The 18,907-nt window shown below is 31.6% G+C and carries 14 protein-coding genes and 1 tRNA gene; 7 read left to right on the top strand and 8 right to left on the bottom strand.

All coding sequences use genetic code 11. The features are described 5' to 3' along the window. Positions 1-17 precede the first annotated feature (17 nt). The 8 genes from X924_RS04530 to X924_RS04495 form a co-directional block, all read right to left on the bottom strand. Complete coding sequence (locus tag X924_RS04530) at positions 18-893, bottom strand: carbohydrate ABC transporter permease (protein ID WP_121957759.1); 876 nt, start codon at positions 891-893, stop codon at positions 18-20. Positions 894-911: 18 nt separating this feature from the next. Further along, positions 912-1,811 carry a carbohydrate ABC transporter permease gene (locus tag X924_RS04525; RefSeq protein WP_121957758.1) on the bottom strand — a complete coding sequence of 300 codons (900 nt, stop codon included), beginning with the start codon at positions 1,809-1,811 and terminating at the stop codon, positions 912-914. After that, on the bottom strand, positions 1,808-4,663 hold the full coding sequence (locus X924_RS04520; protein ID WP_121957757.1) for an extracellular solute-binding protein: 2,856 nt from the start codon (positions 4,661-4,663) through the stop codon (positions 1,808-1,810). The genes X924_RS04525 and X924_RS04520 overlap by 4 nt, the downstream gene beginning before the upstream one ends. A 139-nt stretch (positions 4,664-4,802) precedes the next feature. Continuing rightward, the gene (locus tag X924_RS04515; protein WP_121957756.1) at positions 4,803-6,206 is read right to left on the bottom strand and encodes an ABC transporter substrate-binding protein; all 1,404 of its coding nucleotides are present in this window, start codon (positions 6,204-6,206) and stop codon (positions 4,803-4,805) included. A gap of 69 nt (positions 6,207-6,275) precedes the next feature. Further along, complete coding sequence (locus tag X924_RS04510) at positions 6,276-7,412, bottom strand: ROK family protein (protein ID WP_121957755.1); 1,137 nt, start codon at positions 7,410-7,412, stop codon at positions 6,276-6,278. A gap of 288 nt (positions 7,413-7,700) precedes the next feature. Next, positions 7,701-7,970: an acylphosphatase gene (locus X924_RS04505; RefSeq protein ID WP_121957754.1), complete on the bottom strand. Its 270-nt coding sequence runs from the start codon at positions 7,968-7,970 to the stop codon at positions 7,701-7,703. A gap of 127 nt (positions 7,971-8,097) precedes the next feature. Further along, positions 8,098-9,546, bottom strand: a complete 1,449-nt coding sequence (gene guaB / locus X924_RS04500) for an IMP dehydrogenase (protein ID WP_121957753.1) — start codon at positions 9,544-9,546, stop codon at positions 8,098-8,100. Positions 9,547-9,741: 195 nt separating this feature from the next. Beyond that, positions 9,742-9,817: transfer RNA gene (locus tag X924_RS04495), tRNA-Ala, on the bottom strand. A gap of 158 nt (positions 9,818-9,975) precedes the next feature. Here X924_RS04495 and asnS point away from each other — a divergent pair. The 7 genes from asnS (at position 9,976) to X924_RS04460 (ending at position 18,907) form a co-directional block, all read left to right on the top strand. After that, complete coding sequence (asnS, locus tag X924_RS04490) at positions 9,976-11,280, top strand: asparagine--tRNA ligase (protein ID WP_121957752.1); 1,305 nt, start codon at positions 9,976-9,978, stop codon at positions 11,278-11,280. Positions 11,281-11,331: 51 nt separating this feature from the next. Then, a complete protein-coding gene (gene ruvB, locus X924_RS04485; RefSeq protein WP_121957751.1) occupies positions 11,332-12,390 on the top strand; it encodes a Holliday junction branch migration DNA helicase RuvB in 1,059 nt (352 codons plus the stop codon). After that, entirely contained in the window at positions 12,386-13,084 is a 699-nt protein-coding gene (locus tag X924_RS04480) for a YggS family pyridoxal phosphate-dependent enzyme (RefSeq protein ID WP_121957853.1), read from the top strand. Before ruvB ends, X924_RS04480 begins: the two co-directional genes overlap by 5 nt. 449 nt (positions 13,085-13,533) lie before the next feature. Beyond that, positions 13,534-13,833: a YggT family protein gene (locus X924_RS04475; RefSeq protein WP_121957750.1), complete on the top strand. Its 300-nt coding sequence runs from the start codon at positions 13,534-13,536 to the stop codon at positions 13,831-13,833. A gap of 3 nt (positions 13,834-13,836) precedes the next feature. Next, entirely contained in the window at positions 13,837-14,661 is an 825-nt protein-coding gene (locus X924_RS04470; protein ID WP_121957749.1) for an NAD(+)/NADH kinase, read from the top strand. Positions 14,662-14,703: 42 nt separating this feature from the next. Further along, positions 14,704-15,456, top strand: a complete 753-nt coding sequence (locus X924_RS04465) for a PhoU domain-containing protein (RefSeq protein ID WP_121957748.1) — start codon at positions 14,704-14,706, stop codon at positions 15,454-15,456. 1 nt (position 15,457) lies between these two features. Then, positions 15,458-18,907: an LptF/LptG family permease gene (locus X924_RS04460; protein WP_121957747.1), complete on the top strand. Its 3,450-nt coding sequence runs from the start codon at positions 15,458-15,460 to the stop codon at positions 18,905-18,907.

Genomic DNA, 18,907 nt, shown 5'->3' with positions numbered 1-18,907 from the left:
TCCAAAACGTCAGGAAATCATTTAAGACCCGAATACATCATTGTGTCCATAACTCTAGACTGAAGTATTATGAAAAGTATCAAATTTGGCAAAAACATAATCAAAGAAGCAGCAGCAGCCATTCCTTGACCGGCAACAGTGTTACCTGTAGTTGAAACAAGCGTATTCATGTAAAAAGCAAAAGTTTTTAAAGACTCATCGTTAATAAACATGGCAGATGATTCAATGCTGTTCCAAGATGTTTGAAAAGCAAGTATTGCAACCGTGGACAAAGCCGGTTTTATAAGTGGGATAATTACCTTCATTAAAATATAGTAATCTGAAGCCCCGTCAATCTTTGCTGCCTCAATTAATGAATTGGGGATCTGATCTATAAACTGCTTAACCAAAAAAAGCCCAACAGGCATAGCCAACAATGGAAGAATATGAGCAAAAAAATTATCTATGAGTCCAAGTTTAACGATAACCAAAAATCTTGGAATACTAACAGCAACAGGAACGAACATGAGAGCCAATGTATTTATTGTAAACAAGGTATCCTTTCCCTTAAAATTTTTCTTTGAAAGAACATACCCTGCAGAGGCTGTTACCCAAAGTGTAAACAACACTGTGAACAATGTAGAAACAACGCTGTTAAAAAGATATCTTGAGACAGGTACGTTAGACTCAGTTGTTGCAGTAAACAATCTTTTAAAATTATCCAAAGTAGGTCTTGTAGTAAAAAATCGTGGAGGATAAGCAAAAAGTTCGTCTATCGGTTTAAATGCATGAAATATTATAAACAGAATAGGTAAAACCATAAAAGCACTAACTGGAATCAAAATTGCATAAAACTTCAACTGACTTTTATGAAATTTATCCGGGTTAATACGTCTAGATTTCAAACTTGACATTAATAATCACCTCAATCTTTAATCCTTTTCTCCAAATAAACTCCAAGAAACCCTGGATGCAATCCAAACAATAATTAAAAGAACTACAGAAGCTGCAGCTGCGTATCCCATTTCATACCTGATGAATCCATAATCTTCTATATGATTAACTATTAATTGAGCAGCATATTGAGGAGTTGGATTTGATCCTGCTAAGGCGACTCCCAACCCACTTGTTGTAAAAGTGTTAACGATTGCCATTACTGCACCAAAAAGCATCTGAGGTTTCATAGAAGGTATAGTTACATAAATAATCTCTTGGAACCTGTTACTGACACCGTCTATATATGCAGCATCATACAATTCTTCGTTCACGTTTAACACTCCAGCAAGCATGGCCAAAAATCCTACCCCCATACTACTCCAAAGTGCAACGATAATAACTATAGTCATCAAATACTCTGGAGACTGTAACCATTGAATGGGTTCCGTGATCATACCAATTTCTATTAAAAAACTGTTTAAATACCCTAGTTGATTACCGCTAAAAATAATGCTCCAAATTGTACTCATCATAACTCCAGATGTCATAGATGGAAGATAAATAAGTATTGCAATAAATGTTCTTGGTGTTTTTGGAATCTGTGCAAGCATCCACGCAAAGATAAAAGAAAGGATATAACCACCAGGCCCAACAATTAGTGCATATTTTATAGTATTTGGAAGAACCTTTTGCATAAATACAGTATCTTGGGTTAGTAATGAAATATAGTTTTTTAATCCGATAAATTTAGGTGGTTGTACAGCATTAAAATAAGTAAAAGACAATACTGCCGCACTAATCACAGGTATTAGTATAAAAAGACAAAACAGTATTATATATGGTGATAGTAAAACCCAATGAGAATTTCGGTTAATAAACTTCTGTTTGACTTTCATTTATTCTTTTCCACCTCAGCCTTAATATTTTCAATTGAAGGAATCTCATAAGTTTTAATTACTTTCCCATCTTTAATATATCCAAACTCCTCCATCTTTCGTATTATTTCCCTGTTGATAGTTATCGAGGCTTTATCGACAGCTATTCTGATTCCCTCTCCATTCATGACAACATCCGTCCATGCATTACTTATCTCTCGTTCTAACATATATCCGGCAGGGTGTCTTGGAATCTCTTTCATCCAGCTCCATTGCTCTAAAATAATCTTTTTATGATTATCAGGGAAAGATAACTCTTCAAATGCGGCCATGTTAGCTGTGTTCCACATATATTCAGGTCCATATCTAGTCTGCATCCTGTATGCATACTCCACTTGTGTATCCTTTGAAAGCCACCATTTCAAAAACTCCCAAGCCTCCTCTTTTTTGTCACTGTTAGAAAACAACACGGCAGCCCTATCACTACCAACTTGATATCTTAAGATTTCACCATTTTCATTTTTCACTCCCGGGGATAATGCTATGTCCCACTGACTTGCTATTTCAGGGGCAGCAGTCATAAGCATTACATAAGTGGTAAAGTTAGATACACCCATAGGGATTCTTCCGTATCTAAATTCGTTATAAAAATTGGGAACACTTTGGGAGACACTATAAATAGTAAAAAGTTTCGTCATTATTTCAAAACCTTTAATTGCATTTTCTTCATTTATAGCCGTTCTTAAACCGTCGTCTGTATACAACCTACCGCCACTTTGATAGATAAACGGAACAGTGGTGTAAAAAGGCTTTAAACCAGTCCATCCTGCCATTGGCAAATAAAAGTTCATAGAATTTCTATAAAGGGTTGACATCGCTATCTGTACTTCATCCCAAGTTTGAGGCACTTCTAAGTTCAAACTTTCTAATATATCCTTCCTATAGAACAGTACATAAAAATCCTGAGTTTCGGTGACTCCGTAAACCTTTCCATCTACATAAAAAGGGATCAAAGTCTCCAGATTGTACTCTCTACTTATATACTCCCAAAAATCGTCAAACTGCGTTAAATCATACACTGCGCCTCTAATAGCTAAATCATACGGAATGTAGTTGCTTATTCCCAAAGCTAAATCAGGACTAATGTTTGCAGCATTTGCTAAGATAAGTTTTTGTTCATTAGGCATAACAGAAAACCTCACACTTATTCCTGTTTTTGAAGTAAAATCAGAATCTGCCATTTGTTGCAGCATTTCAACGTATTGTATTGGCCTATTAACCCAAACCAAAAGTTCATCCGAGTTTTTGTCATTTACAGCCATATACTCCTTATTCTGCGGAAAAAAAGAAAAAACAAATCGTTTTAAACCTTCCATAAATCTAGTCAAAAAACCTACTTCATCATCCGGTAAGACTGGTGAATTTAATACATAAATTCTATCCAAATTCAACGGTTGAGTTGAAAGTACATCAATCGTTTCTGAAATCAAATTAGACGCTGAAGAAAAACCTTCACTCAGTTTATTTAATCGAATAGGTATTTTATCGGGTTCTTTTGCAAGATCTCTTATATTTTTGGCAGCAATTTTAAGATTAATTATTGAGGCAGGAGTCTGACCAAAAAGAGCTTCAATCTCATCATATATATCATCTAGCTCGTTTGCCCAACCCTCAAGCCTTTCAACAATATCCGGTAAATATAGTTCTATATCCCATTTCCTGTTTTTATCGACAACTCCACCTGTTAATTTTTTTATCTCTAAGCCGGTTTTATTAATTTCAAAGATTAAGTTTCTAAGTTTATCAACCACGCTGTCTAAAGGTGTTCCATCAACTTCCAAAGAAATTGTATGCGTTCCCTTTTCTAACCATATCCCTAATGGTTCCCCACTATTTCTTTCTTCTAAAAATATGTTTTTGTATCGTAACCCAGTGTAAGGGAACATATAACTCATCAATTCAGAAAACAACATTTCCCCGTCTATATAGATATTTCTAAACACAGAAATCCCGTCGTTAATTGATTGTGAATACCTAAAAGCAAAATAATAAATCCCATCTTCAGGTACCTCAAATACCCACATAACCTTTTGTCCCACTTGATCCCAAGAATTTCCATCTATAATATTCAATTTTCTTGAAACCGTTTCATATGGATGCAATGAAGGATCTTGTTGGTTTCCAGGACGTATAAACGAATCAGACTTAACTAAGTAACCTTCAGCTTCAATAGGTGCAATCTCTCCACCGATTTTACGATTTGGTACATTCAATATATACTCTTCATAGGTTTGCGCTCTTTCGTACTTAATTAGCATCACACTGTTTAATATTAAAGACTGAGATTCATTTTTTAGTTTAATATTCTGAACACCTTTTTCAAATTCAAAAATATAAGGTGCTGCAGATAAACTTCCATAATCCTTAACGTACTCACTGTGAAATTGTTTGATCATAACTTGTCTTGGAACTACTTCGTTACCGTATCTATCTGTTGGATAGTCCTTTGTTTCATCGGTCCATATGGCAGGAAGAGGAACAGTTAACTCATTATTATCCCAAAAGATAGACATTCTACTTGTTAAAACTTTGTCACTGTCTATCATGTAATGTAGTATCATTAAATACAAACCATCTTCAGAAACATCGAAAGATATTTCAACTACGCCATCAATAGGTAATACTAAACCTTCAGGAGTGTTTTCAAATTCTGAGCCTGAAAGAATCTTAAAATCTTCAAACGAAACAGTTTGAATAACGTTGCTTTCTTTGTATGAAATCCAATTATCAACATATAAATTTGCAAAAATAGATACAAACACAAAAACATATATAAATAGTAAAAACAAAGATCTTATTGCTTTAGAAAACATAGTATAAAAAACCTCCACTATATTGCTGTATAATTAAAAACAACTCTGAAAAACTTAAAATTGCTTATTTTAAAAAGGTACTTTAGGGTAAATCCCTAAAGTACCCAAAGAAACAAGAAAGAACAGTTAAAATAAACAATTAACGAGTCGGTTTAAAATTCTTTTGCACTTCAACAATCTGCGAATCAAAAGTTTTCCAAGCATTTTGAATTATTTGATTAGATCTGGTTTCAAGTTCAGCAGCTATAGCAGCAGCTTCGACCTTTCCTTGTCTAACTTCTTCACTCTTTGGAATAATCACTTCATCGAGTGCTTTACTCCAGTCTGGTACTATCTTGTAAAAATCTGCCCAAAAAGCCTTATCAACATTGTCATACATGAACTTAACGCCTTCTGGAACAAAATCTAAAGATTTAAAAAATTTGACAACCTCTGGATCGTTAGTTGCAGGGATAATAAAATCAGGGGTCAAGTTACCAGCAGCATCTGTTTTATTTTTCATGATATTCAATCTTGTCAAAACGCCGTCTTTACCGTATGATCTCCACTTAAGAAACTCAAAAGCAGCCTCTGGATACTTTGTTGTAGACATCATAAAGGCATGGTCTGCATGCAGTGCCTCTCTGTATCCAATGTTAGGATCTTGTGGCAGAGGGTACATATCATACATATAATTCATCGTTCTAATCCAGCTTAAATCCCAAGTTCCATGAAAACCCATCAATACTTTTCCTTCCCTTAGTGCGTCTGCATCTTTACCAAACTTTTTCTGATAGTCATCAAGTCCGCCAGCGTTTCTTATTACATCATTCTTGAGATCATCTGATACTAACCCTGGAACAGACTTAAGATTCTTTTGAAAGTTAATAGCCCTAACCCAACTTCCTTCAGTGAAGTTAAACTTACGTTCTATTGGATCATAAGCCAACTGATGTAGATTTTTACTGAACATACCCGTCATAACTTCCTCAAAACCCCACAAATGGTTTATTCCTGAATATACATTCGTTGTTGCGTTGATAAGATATTCTCTAAACTCATCAACAGTCCATTCATATGATGGGGGATCCATATTCAGTTGTTCTACTAAATCTAGGTTAACCATAACTGCACTGAACTGCAAATTTGTTGGAAGTGCATAAGTCTTTCCGTTAAATTTGTATCTCTCTAAAAGTTTTGAGTCTACATATTTAATTTCTTCATCTTTTTCCAAGAATTCATCTAACGGATATAACCAGCCTTGTGAAATGGGATAGGTCAAATTTTCCCATCCATACACAACATCTGGCAATGTTTTAGCAGCGGCTTGTGCGCTGAGATACTCGTTCAAATCTCCGTCAAAACTTACAATCTGTACTTTTATGTTAGGATATACTTTGTTGAATTCTTCTACAAATTTTTGTTCAGTTTCAACGTCCCAGCTACGTACAGCATACACAATGTTGCCACTTAACTTAGATTTATCAGATGCGCCAAATCCTATCAAAGAAAACACACACAATACAAGTAACACCAACAAACCGATTTTTTGGCCTTTCTTCATAACAATTCCTCCCTTAACTATAGTTTTTCTTTTTTATTAAAAACCTAATTTCTCATTCTTCTTTCTGAATCAAATATATTCTTCAATCTCCTTTTCTATAGCCATTATTGCCGCTCCATAGGCTATACTCTTTTCATTTAATTGCGAAGTCAACAGTTCACATCTGTTGGTAATCAATACCTGTTCTAAAAAGAAATTATTTATTGTTTTAATCATGAGAGTTAAAATTGGGGTAATTTCTCCTCCTATTATGATATGTGAAGGATTTATAGTATTAGCTAAATTGGCGGCTAAAATTGAAAGATAATGTGCTTCATCTTCTAATAAAGAAAGGGCTAATTTATCTTTTTGGATAACTAATTGATAAAATTCATTGATATTATCAACTAAATTGTCTTTTGTTTTTGAATTATATGCTCTTATTAATTGAGGTAACGAAGCTAAAGCTTCTACACAACCTCGTCTTCCACAACTACAAAGTGGACCATCTAACTTAATAACTGAATGACCTGCTTCTAAAGCTGCTCCATTTATACCTCTAAAAATCTCACCTTTTGTAATAAAGCCTGTACCAATTCCTTTTCCAACTATAATACCTAAAACCATGGAATCTGGCGAAAGCTTATTAAAGTGATACTCAGCAAACGTCATTAAATTAGCTCCATTATCTAAAAATACAGGTTTTTGTAATTTGTCTTCTAAAATTTCTCCTAAAGAAATATTTTTCCATTTTAAATTTGGAGACAACAACAGTCTTTTTTGATTGGCACTAACTATACCTGGTACTCCTAAACCTATGCTTATGATGTCCTCTTTTGAAATGTGACTTTTATACAAAATTTCGTCATACATTTCTTGGATAATGTTAGTTAAAGATTCTACGGTTATATTATTATCTATTTTTTTACTTTTACTTTCTATAATTTCATATACTAAATTTAAGAGTATTACATCAATATGGGATTCTCCTATTTCTACACCAACAGAGAATGAATTTTTTTTGTTTATATCTAAAAAAATAGGAGGTCTTCCACCTGTACTTTTTCCATTCATTTTTTCAATGAGAAAGTTTTTTTCCAAAAGTCTTTGAATACATCTACCAACTGTAGATTGACTTAAATGAGTTATTTTTGCTATTTCTGTTCTTGATATCAAAGGCTTCTTTTGAACAGTTTTAAAAACCTCTAATACGTTTTTTGATTCCACATTTATCCTCCAGAATTTTAGTTTTTTAATAATAAAAACTTATTCTTTTATTAAAAGTATAAATCAAAATAGAACTTTTTTTCAAGTTCGAAAAAAGTCAGGGAGAAACAAATAAGAGAAATCTTATAAAAATATTTAGTTTTTTCATATTATTTCGCATGGGTTACTTTCTTTCAGCTAGATAGTAATTTCAAATTAACTAAAAAATATATAAATGTTTCTTTAATTACACAAAAATAAAAAGAGAACGAATTTCGTTCTCTTTTTATTTTTAATACTTTTTTGTTGTTAATACTCTATATGAAAATCACCATAATTACTTATTGGAAAATCATCTTCTTCTATATCTTCCACTTTACTAAAACCGTTTCCTCTTAATATAATTTTTTTAAGTTCTTTGACTTTTTCCTCTTCTCCTTGTGCAACAACCTCTACAGAACCATCAAAAAGGTTCTTTACATAACCTTCTAATTTTAATCTCAAAGCATTTACTCTTATAAAATGTCTCAGTCCAACTCCTTGGACTCTTCCATATAAAATCCATCTTTTGCATACCATTATATATTCTCCTAATTTAAGAAAATCGAACTTGTACCTGTAGCGAAGAAGTAAGAGGACTCTACCCCCGGGCCATGTATAAATTCAAGCACTTATTTTTAGAAACGTTTCATTTCTAAAATGTCTATTAAGAAAAGAAATAGTTAGGGGCTTCTCTTGTAATTTTTACATCATGAGGATGACTCTCTATCATACTAGCATGGGTGATTTTTATGAATTCTGCTTTATTTTGAAGATCCTTTATATTTTCTGCTCCTATATATCCCATTCCTGCCTTTACTCCCCCAATAAGCTGGACAAGAACATCTTTTACATCTCCTTTATAAGCTACCATAGCTTCTATTCCTTCTGGAACTAATTTTTCATTGGGAACAGACTCTTGAAAATACCTATCCTTGCTTCCTTTTTCCATTGCTGCCAGTGATCCCATGCCTCTATAAGACTTGAATTTTCTACCTTGATAAATAATAGTTTCTCCAGGGGCTTCTTCTGTACCAGCAAATATGCTTCCCATCATGACTGTAGAAGCACCTGCTGCTAAAGCTTTAACTATATCTCCAGAATATCTAATTCCCCCATCAGCTATCACAGGTATTTCAAATTTTTTTGCCACTTCTGCTACTTTCATTATTGCGGTTAATTGAGGTACTCCAACGCCTGAAATTACTCTTGTTGTACATATAGAACCTGGTCCAATTCCAACTTTTAGTGCATCAGCTCCATTTTCTATTAATTCTTTTGCAGCTTGGGCAGTTGCAATATTTCCTGCTATTATCGGGAGATCAGGAAAGTTATTTTTAATAGCTTTTAAAGTATTTATTATATTTTTAGAGTGGCCATGAGCTGAATCCAAAACAACAAAATCAACTCCAGCTTTAACTAATTCTTCTGTTCTTGCTAATCCATCAGAAACTCCTACCGCAGCTCCAACTACCAAACGCCCCTTTCCATCTCTTGTAGCGTTAGGATTTTCAATAACTGACATGATATCTTTAATTGTTATTAAACCTACTATAAGACTATTATTATCAACTAAAGGTAATTTTTCTATTTTATTTTGATGTAAAATTTCTCGAGCTTGATCTAAAGTAATATTAGGACTCGCTACTATTAAATTCTCATATGGAGTCATAAGTTCTTTAGCTTTCTTCTGAGAGTCCTTCTCAAATCTGATATCTCTGTTAGTCAAAATCCCAAGAAGTTTCATATTTTTATCAACGACAGGAAGTCCTCCTACACCATATTCTCTCATTATATCTTCTGCTTCTTTTATAGTTACCTCTGGAGAAATGGTAATTGGGTCGTTTATAATACCATTTTCGGTTCTTTTGACTCTCGATACTTCTTTTACCTGATCTTCTATAGACAAATTTTTGTGTATAACTCCTACAGCGCCTTCTCTTGCCATTGCTTTAGCCATTCTATATTCAGTAACAGTATCCATAGCTGCAGATAAAAAAGGTATTTTTAAATAAATGTTTTTTACAAGTTTCGAAGACGTATCTACTTGATTAGGAACAACCTCGCTCTTTTTAGGTAACAACAGCACATCATCAAAAGTTAAATATTCTTCCATCTTTTTTACCCCCTAAAAACTTATTTCTTAACCGCATTAAAGCAATTATATATTCAAAATTTTATTTTTAACGTACTGTTACGTTGCATGGCCCATTTAAACCTATTATATCAAACATTTATTTTCTTAAAAAATTCTTTCTAAAGTCTCTAATTTTACGATATATAAAAAAAGAGGGATAAGCTCCCTCAACTATGGTGGAGTCGATGGGACTTGAACCCACGACCTCTACCGTGCCATGGTAGCGCGCTCCCAGCTGCGCCACGACCCCACTTATATTTTCATTAAAATTATATCATAAGCATAGATAGTTTTCAAGTTTTATATCTATTTTAAACTTTCTTATGAAATTCTCTTGTGATATAATAAATAGAAGTAACCTGACCAAATTATTATAATTTTAAAATTGATAACTTTCGGAGGTGTCTTATGAAGACGCAATGGATATATATAAAAGATTTTAAAAACCATATTGGAGAAGAAATTGAATTTCGTGGTTGGGTTTGGAATAAAAGAAGTGGTGGGAAAATAGCTTTTTTACAATTAAGAGATGGTACTGGTTTTGTTCAAGGCATAGCTGAGAAAAAGAACTTTGATGAAGAACAATTTGAAAAAATAAGAAAAATCAAAATGGAAAGTAGCGTTACAATAATTGGGGAAATAAAAAGAGACGAACGTTCTCCCCAAAACGTAGAATTGCATATAAAGAATATAGAAATAATACATGAGCCAAAAGACGATTATCCGATTTCAAAAAAAGAGCATGGGATAGACTTTTTGATGGAAAATAGACACTTGTGGTTGCGATCAAAGAGACAGTTCCATATTTTAAGAATAAGAAACGAAATTATAAAAGCAATTAGAGATTTTTATAATCAAAATGACTTCATTTTGATAGATACTCCCATATTCACAGGTTCTATCGGAGAATCTGCTGGAAATACATTCAGTTTAGATTATTTTGATTATGGAAAGGTTTACTTAGCTCAAACTGGACAGCTTTATTTAGAAGCAGCAGCTATGGCACTTGGAAAAGTTTATAACTTAGGTCCTACTTTTAGGTCCGAAAAATCAAAAACGAGAAGACATCTTATAGAATTTTGGATGAACGAAGCTGAAGTCGCTTTTTATAGACATGAAGATAATATGAGATTACAAGAAAATTTGGTATCATATATAGTACAAAAAACATTAGAAAATGCTTCTGAAGATTTAAAAGAAATCGGCAGAGATATAACGAAGTTAGAGAAAGTTACAGCCCCTTTTGAAAGAATAACATATACGAAAGCTATAGAATTCTTAAATAAAAAAGGATTCAATATCAGTTGGGGAGACGATTTTGGCGCTGACGAAGAAACAGCTATAGCTTCACAATTTGAAAAACCAGTCTTTGTTGAAAAATATCCAAAAAAAGTTAAAGCCTTCTATATGCAACCTGACGAGACAAATCCTGATGTAGTTTTATGTGATGATTTATTAGCTCCGGAAGGATATGGGGAAATAATAGGTGCTTCTGAAAGAATTTGGAAAGAAGAAGTATTAATAGAAAGGTTAAAAGAAAATAATTTACCATTAGATGAATATCAATGGTACTTAGATTTAAGAAGGTATGGGAGTGTTCCTCACAGTGGATTTGGTTTGGGAATAGAAAGAACTGTTGCTTGGATATGTGGTTTGGAACATATTAGAGAATCGATACCTTTTGCAAGAACGCTTTACAGAGTTTATCCATAGGTTTTAAAATTTTTAAGGTAAGTAATATATAAGTTATAAGGGAGTTTTTTTATGAAAGAAAAAAACGATGAATTAGAAGAAAGATTTTTGAATCCAGAACTACAAAATGAAGATCTGACATCTAAAAATTTAAGGCCTAAATTTTTGGATGAGTTTATAGGCCAAAACAATATAAAAAACAAAATCAAAGTGGCAGTAGAAGCAGCCAAAATACGAAAAGAATCGATAGATCATATAGTCTTAGCAGGGCCGGCTGGATTAGGTAAAACAACTCTTGCCCATGTTATAGCCAACGAAATCGGAGCAAACTTGCAAATTACGAGTGGTCCAGTTGTTGAAAAAGCGGGGGATTTAGCTGCAATGCTCACAAATTTAGAAAAAGGTGACATATTATTCATAGACGAGATTCATAGATTAAATAGATCCGTTGAAGAAATTTTATACTCTGCTATGGAAGATTTTCAATTGGACATAATAATAGGTAAAGGACCTTCGGCAAGATCTTTAAGAATTGATTTACAACCTTTTACCTTAATAGGGGCCACTACTAGGTTAGGATTAATATCTCCGCCGCTTAGAAGTAGATTCGGAATTATCTTAGAAATGGATTTTTATCCCCCTGAAGAACTGAAAATAATTATTAAAAGAAGCGCTTCTTTATTAAATGTACAAATTAACGATCAGGCTTCTTTGCTTTTAGCTCAAAGATCAAGAGGAACTCCAAGAATTGCTAATAGATTATTAAGAAGAGTTAGAGATTACATCCAAGTAAATGGTAAAAACATTATAGAAGTTGAAGACGTTATTAATACTATGAATTTACTTGAAATGGATACCGATGGGCTGGATAAAATGGATAGAAAGATTTTAAAAACAATAATAGAGAATTACGATGGTGGACCAGTAGGAATTAATGCACTTGCTTCTTCCCTTGGCATAGAACCTGACTCTATAAGTGAAGTTTACGAACCATTTTTACTTCAATCTGGATTCATAATAAGGACGCCTCGTGGAAGAGTGGCAACAGAAAAAGCTTACAAAAAACTAAATTATAACAAAAGATCTTTTAAAGACAATATTACTTTATGGAGTGAAAGTGAAATTGATTAATGAACTTATAAAAGAAAATTATAAAAAGTTAAAAGAAGAGATCAAAGAAATTGCTTTAAACTGTAAAAGAAACTATGAGGAAATAAAATTAGTAGCTGTTTCAAAAAACTTTTCAGCAGAGTCTATAAAGTCAATTTATGAGGAAGGTCAAAACGATTTTGGTGAAAATAGGGCTCAAGAGATGCAGAGTAAGCATACAACTTTAGAAAATTTGGATATAACTTGGCATTTTATAGGTAGAATTCAAACTAAAAAGATAAAAAATATTGTTAATATTGCGGAATATATACATTCTGTTTGTCGATTAAAAGAAATCGAAGAAATTCAAAAAAGAGCTGAAACGATAAATAAAATACAAAAAATTTTTTTAGAAGTTAATGTTTCTGGTGAAGAAACAAAGGCCGGTCTTCAACCGTTTCAGGTAGAAGACTTTTTAAATAAAGTAAAAAACTATAAAAATATCGAAGTTATTGGTTTGATGACTATGGCACCTTATACACAAGACAAAAATAACATTAGAAAAACTTTTTCAACACTTCGTGAACTTAGAGATAGTTTATCCGCGAAGTTTCCAAGTTTAAAAGAATTATCCATGGGAATGAGTAACGATTATAGAATTGCAATAGAAGAAGGCTCAACATTTCTAAGGATTGGTACAAAGATTTTTGGAGAACGTAAAATAGCTGACAATTAATATAGGTACTTTAGAAAAGATAGTTTTTGGAAAATGAGATTTTGAATTTAAAATGGGTCCAAGGCGGAGTCTTCTCCCTATTCCTTAGGTACAAGTACCGAAAACTAAAGAGATTAAGAAAATGATAGTTTTCAGAAAATGAGATTTTGAATTTAAAATGGGTTCAGGGCGGAGCCCTCTCCCCATTCCTTCGGTACAAGTACCGAAAACTAAAGAGATTAAGAAAATGATAGTTTTCAGAAAATGAGATTTTGAATTTAAAATGGGTTCAGGGCGGAGCCCTCTCCCCATTCCTTCGGTACAAGTACCGAAAACTAAAGAGATTAATAATTAGTAAGGGTTAGAAGTGGGGAGGTATTTTGTAAAAGAATCAATACTAAAACATATACATAATAAGAATTTTAGAATTTCTAAAGTAAGTAGACAATTAACAATCAAGGAGGAATAAAATGTTTGTTTTAGGTAATCTCTTTGTAGCTTTAGGCAGTATTTTGAGAATAGTTATCATTTTCTTTGAATTTTGTATCATAATTTCTGCTTTATTGAGTTTTATAATGCCGTATTATAACAAATTTAGAGCTTTTGTTGATTCAGTATCAAATGTCATATTAAATCCTATAAGAAAGTTCATCCCTACAATAGTAGGTCATTTCGATTTTTCGCCTATGATAGCTTTTTTGATGTTATTTTTTCTTGATCGATTTTTGGTCCAATCGCTTTTGGATTTGGGATTTAGACTTGGAGGATAATATATGAAAATTCTTGTTTTTTATAATCCGTTTAAAATTTCTCTAAAAGATTTAGAAGAGAAAATTTTAAAACCAGTTAAAGATGAAAAAATAGAAATTTTAGGGTGTTTAACCGCAGGTTCTTCTATCGAAAACATCCAAGTTCAATCTGCTGATTACTTCATAGTTTTCGGAGGCGACGGGACTGTTTTAAAAATAGCACAAATTGCTGCTTATTTTTCTAAACCAATTATCGCGGTTAATATTGGAAACTTAGGATTTTTAAGCGCTTATTCGAGTAATGAAATGGAAGAATTATTACAAGATATAAAAACAGAAAATATTTATTTTTCTATTAGAAACATTTTAGAATGCCACGTGGGAACCAAGGATATTGTTGTTTTGAATGATGTTGTTTTATTGAAAAGTCAACCTTTAGGAACAATGGATATTGAAGTTAAAATTCAAGAACATGTTTTATTTTCATTTTTAGGTGATGGAATAATATTATCAACTTCTACAGGTTCGACAGCTTACGCCTTGTCAGCTGGTGGCCCCATTATAGATCCCAACTTAAATATTATAGAAATAGTTCCATTAGCCCCACATGCTTTGAATATAAGACCTTTTATTACCTTTTCAGATCAAAAAATTGAAATCTTATTGAAAAACATGTCTCAAGGTTTCGCATATCTTACAGGAGATGGAGATATAATTCATAGAATGGAACCCGGTATGTCTGCCGTAATATCTGGTAGTAAAGATAATATTAAATTAGCTCAAAGAAATGGGAACAATTATTATAACGCTTTAAATAAAAAATTAGGTTTTGGTAGAAGATTTGAATAGATTATATAGATTATAATTTTGATTATTGTGGAGGGGTTAAACTTGCCACAAAAAGAAAATTTTCAAGATATCAGTACTTTCAGCTTTAATAGATTAATAAGATACCTTAACAATGTCTTAAGAATGGGAAGAATTGTACAGGGAATGTTATACAAATTCAGTGATGCATATATAGAAAGAAAAATCGATCTTTCCAAAGAAATAATTCAGCAAGATGACAGGATAGATCTAATGGAAGCAGATTTAGAATACGAAAGTATAGTCTTACTTTCTTCGTACAATTTTACTGGTATTTATCTTAAATCTTGTTTTATAGGTTCGAGATTAATACAAAGATTTGAAAATATGGCTGATTTAATTGAGAAAAATTCAAAACTTAATATTGATATAATGAATAACCCTTATGTCATAAATACCGCTAATTTTGAAGATGTTATGGAAATTACTAAAGAAATTTTTTCATACGCTTTGTTGATGTTGTCTGACTTCATAAATATTGAAGCAAAAAAGTTAAAAACTAAAGAGACAGAAAATAATTTTTTTAAAAAAGCAAAGAATATTTGTATTGCGAATAAAGAAATAGACTCATTGATTAAAGCATACAAGTCTTATCTATACAAATTTAAAGAAAATTTCAAAGTAATTTCTTTCCATTTAGAAATATTAAACAATATTGAAACTTTTTCAGATCTGACAACAAACTTGTCCGAAGATATAATTTGGGCTTTAACAGGAGATCTATTCAAATGTCGAGAAAATGAAATGGAATTATTCTATTCTCTAGGAGAAGAATAAAATGAAAAAGCTCTTTAAATATGTTTCAAAAGAGTTTATACCTCCTTTCTTGATGGGAATAATAGCTTTTATTGTTTTTGTAAGTGTTGAACTATTGTACCAACTATCAGAAATAATAGTAAGAAACAACGTTGGTTTTTCAAAACTATTAGTTTTAATTTGGTACCATCTTCCTTACTTTATATCTATGGGGATTCCGGTAGGTGTTTTATTTGCCGTATTTTGGGTCGTTTCAAAACTTTCTTCTGCTAATGAAATAATAGCTTTGCAAACCTTGGGTATTCCCATGAAGAAATTTGTAATCCCTTTTGTTGTAATATCTTTAATTCTTTGTTTTTTTACTTTTGCTCTTTTTGATACTATAGTCCCTAAATCAAATTATAAAGCTAAAGAGGTTATGGCACTATACGTCTATCAAAGACCACAGGCACAAATTGAAGAAAATCAATTTGTCAATGTGGGAGATGGAAGGTATCTTTTTGTAAAACAATTAGATCGAGAAAACGGTATTCTATACGATGTTTTATTGTACGAAGTTGGAAAGAACTATACTACCGTTTTTAATGCTCAAGAAGCTCAAAAAGCCCCAGATGGTTGGTATATGAAAAATGGAAAAATGTTTAAAACCAATAAAGATGGCTTTTTAGATTTAGATGTTTCATTTGAGCAGCTTGAACTTGATATAGACCAAGAAGTTGAAGAATTTTTAAACCTTTCAAAAGGTGCTAATGAAATGACCTCAAAAGAATTGAAAGAAAAGATACAAACTTTTTCAAAATTAGGTTTGGATGTTTCAGGACTTGTTGTTTCTTATCAATCAAAATTTGCAAATTCTTTAGCTCCTCTTGTCATTTGTGTTTTAGGAATAGCTTTATCTTTGTTTTTAAATTTGTCAAGTAAGTCATGGAGTGTAATAATTACTTTTGTTCTTGTAATAATATATCAAGGATCAGGAGCATGGTTAAGTGCTTTAGGTAAAGAAAAAATTATCGATCCATTAATTGCAGCTTGGATACCAAACATCATATTTGGTGCCATTGGACTTTTTTTGTTTTTAATATTAGATACAAAGTTTTCTTATAAACTCTTAGAACCTTTAAGAAGAATATTGCCTTTAATTTTGATAATAATAGTTAGTATCTCGGCTTTTCCGAGTCCTGTTAATATAACTGCTGATTTTTTTTACTTGAGAGATAATTTATTGATCTTGGAAGATAACGTTTATGTCGTATACGAAGGGTCTATTATAAAATCAGATAGGGCTCAAGGAGAGTTAAAAAATGACGGAACCATAAAATCTGCAACATTTTATGGAAACGTAAATTATTTATATGAAGATATTTCAATCCAAGCATCTGAAATAACCGTGAATTTTGAAGAAGATTCTGTCGTTTTCTTAAATTCTTACACTGTTCAAAAATATCAAGGAGAAAAAGAAGTTAATATAAAAATATGGTCTGATAAAATAGAAAAACCAGTTGATGAAAATACTATTCAAGCTAAAGAAACTCGGTTAACCACTTGTGAAGAATGCGTAACATACTATTTTTCGGCTAAAAAAGTTGATATTTATCCAGGTTATTTTTTAATTGCAAGAGATTTAACCCTCAGCTTTTTTGGGGTTCCTGTTTTATATTTGCCTTTTTATTTTCAAACTCTATCACCAGATGAAGATGAACCATTCTCATTAACCTTTAATTACGGTGAAAATCAAATAGATATTACAACTGAGATTAATTATAAATTTGATAACGGATCAAAATTTCACTTTTCAAACACATCCACAAACAATTTAAAAACGGGTGCTTTTTATGATAGTTATGTTTTAAGATATGGTGTACCTTTTTTATCAGGAGAATTATTCTTTTTCTCAGAAATATTGAAATCTAACGGTAACCTAGGGCTGTATTATCAATTTTTTGAAGAGAAGAATAAAAAACCGGCAAAATTAGAGTTTAAAGTGAACCCCTATACAAATCAATCTCTTTTGTCGTTAAACATTCCCACACTAAAAACAAATTTGGGGGATCTAAAAAATATAAATTCGTATATTCAATGGAATGAAGATGGATTCGAAGATATACTATTTTTGAATTTGGAAACTCAAGCATTACAAAAAAGATATGGAAGATCTTTGTTATCTCTATCAAAACTAACATTTAATTCTCGTTCATATGGTGATATTTCAGACTTACCTTTTTCAGAAATATGGAACAACAAAGAAAATCACTTAGAATTAGCGGGAAAATATAATTTATACTCTGGTTTTGCTAATTCGTATGGTAATTTCAATTATAACTTTACAAATCAATCAACTACCACCACAAAGAATAGACTTAGTACTCAAAATACTTTCTCTTATAGAGATTCCTTGTTTGAATATCAAACAAACAATTTTAATTTAGATTTGAATATGCAAACAGGTTTAAGGTTTAATCATACAAGGGATTTTATCCCCAATGATGTTTATTCAGATGGAAAAACCTTATTTGAATATAGTCTAAAACCAGGTATAGATATAAATTTGTACAATTTCGATTTAGGAAATTCGTTAGAATATGTTAAAGTTTTAGAAAATTCCCTTACTCCAAGTGCAACTGATCAATTGAATTATAATGATTATATAGGATATTCTTTTTCCCTTTTTAACAACAACTTTTCAAATTATACCAAATTAAGTAGATCTTATAATTTACTCAATAAAACAGAGTTTCCTGAATTAAGTTCTTTAATCCTGGATAATCAAAGTCAAATAAAAATATTGGGATCTAATAATACATTATATACAAAGTCTTACTTTAACGTGGAAGATTCTGACAATATTTTCCTTGATAAGACAAGCGTAAGACTTACAAATACATTTACCAACTATACACATAGAAGTGAATTTGATGTTTTGCATCAAGAAGAAAAAAAGATCGAATACTTAAAAAATAGAGAAATTATTAGATATCAACGAAACAGATTGCAATTAGATTATAATTTATATATTCATGAAAAAACATTTGTAGATATCATTCCTGAAATTTCAACTAATTATACTTTTTATTATAACGATAATAAAATATTTGGAAATTTTGATATGAAGAATGAATACACTTTATACGATCTAAATTTAAACTTTTTGGAGAAAAATTCCGAATATTCATTTGGTTTAGATTTTCAGTATAGTCTTTCAGATTTTATAAAGTCAGGGTTTCAAATAATCAATAGAGATAAAAGTGAGTTTGCTTCAGCTTATTTCAACTATGACTTAAAAAACAACACTTGGGATTTCACAGAGTTTCAAATACAAAAACAAATAGTATGCTGGACTGTTAGATTTAATGCAAAATTTTCTGTATTGCCTCAACCTATGCTTACATCTTTTAGTTTTATGTTTTTTATTAACTACATTCCGGATAAAAACGTTACCTTCGGTAGTGAAGGAATAGAATTTGGACTCTTATAA

The organism is Petrotoga sp. 9PWA.NaAc.5.4, from assembly GCF_002895485.1.
Lineage (GTDB): Bacteria > Thermotogota > Thermotogae > Petrotogales > Petrotogaceae > AZRK01.
This window is presented reverse-complemented; position numbering and strand designations above follow the sequence as displayed.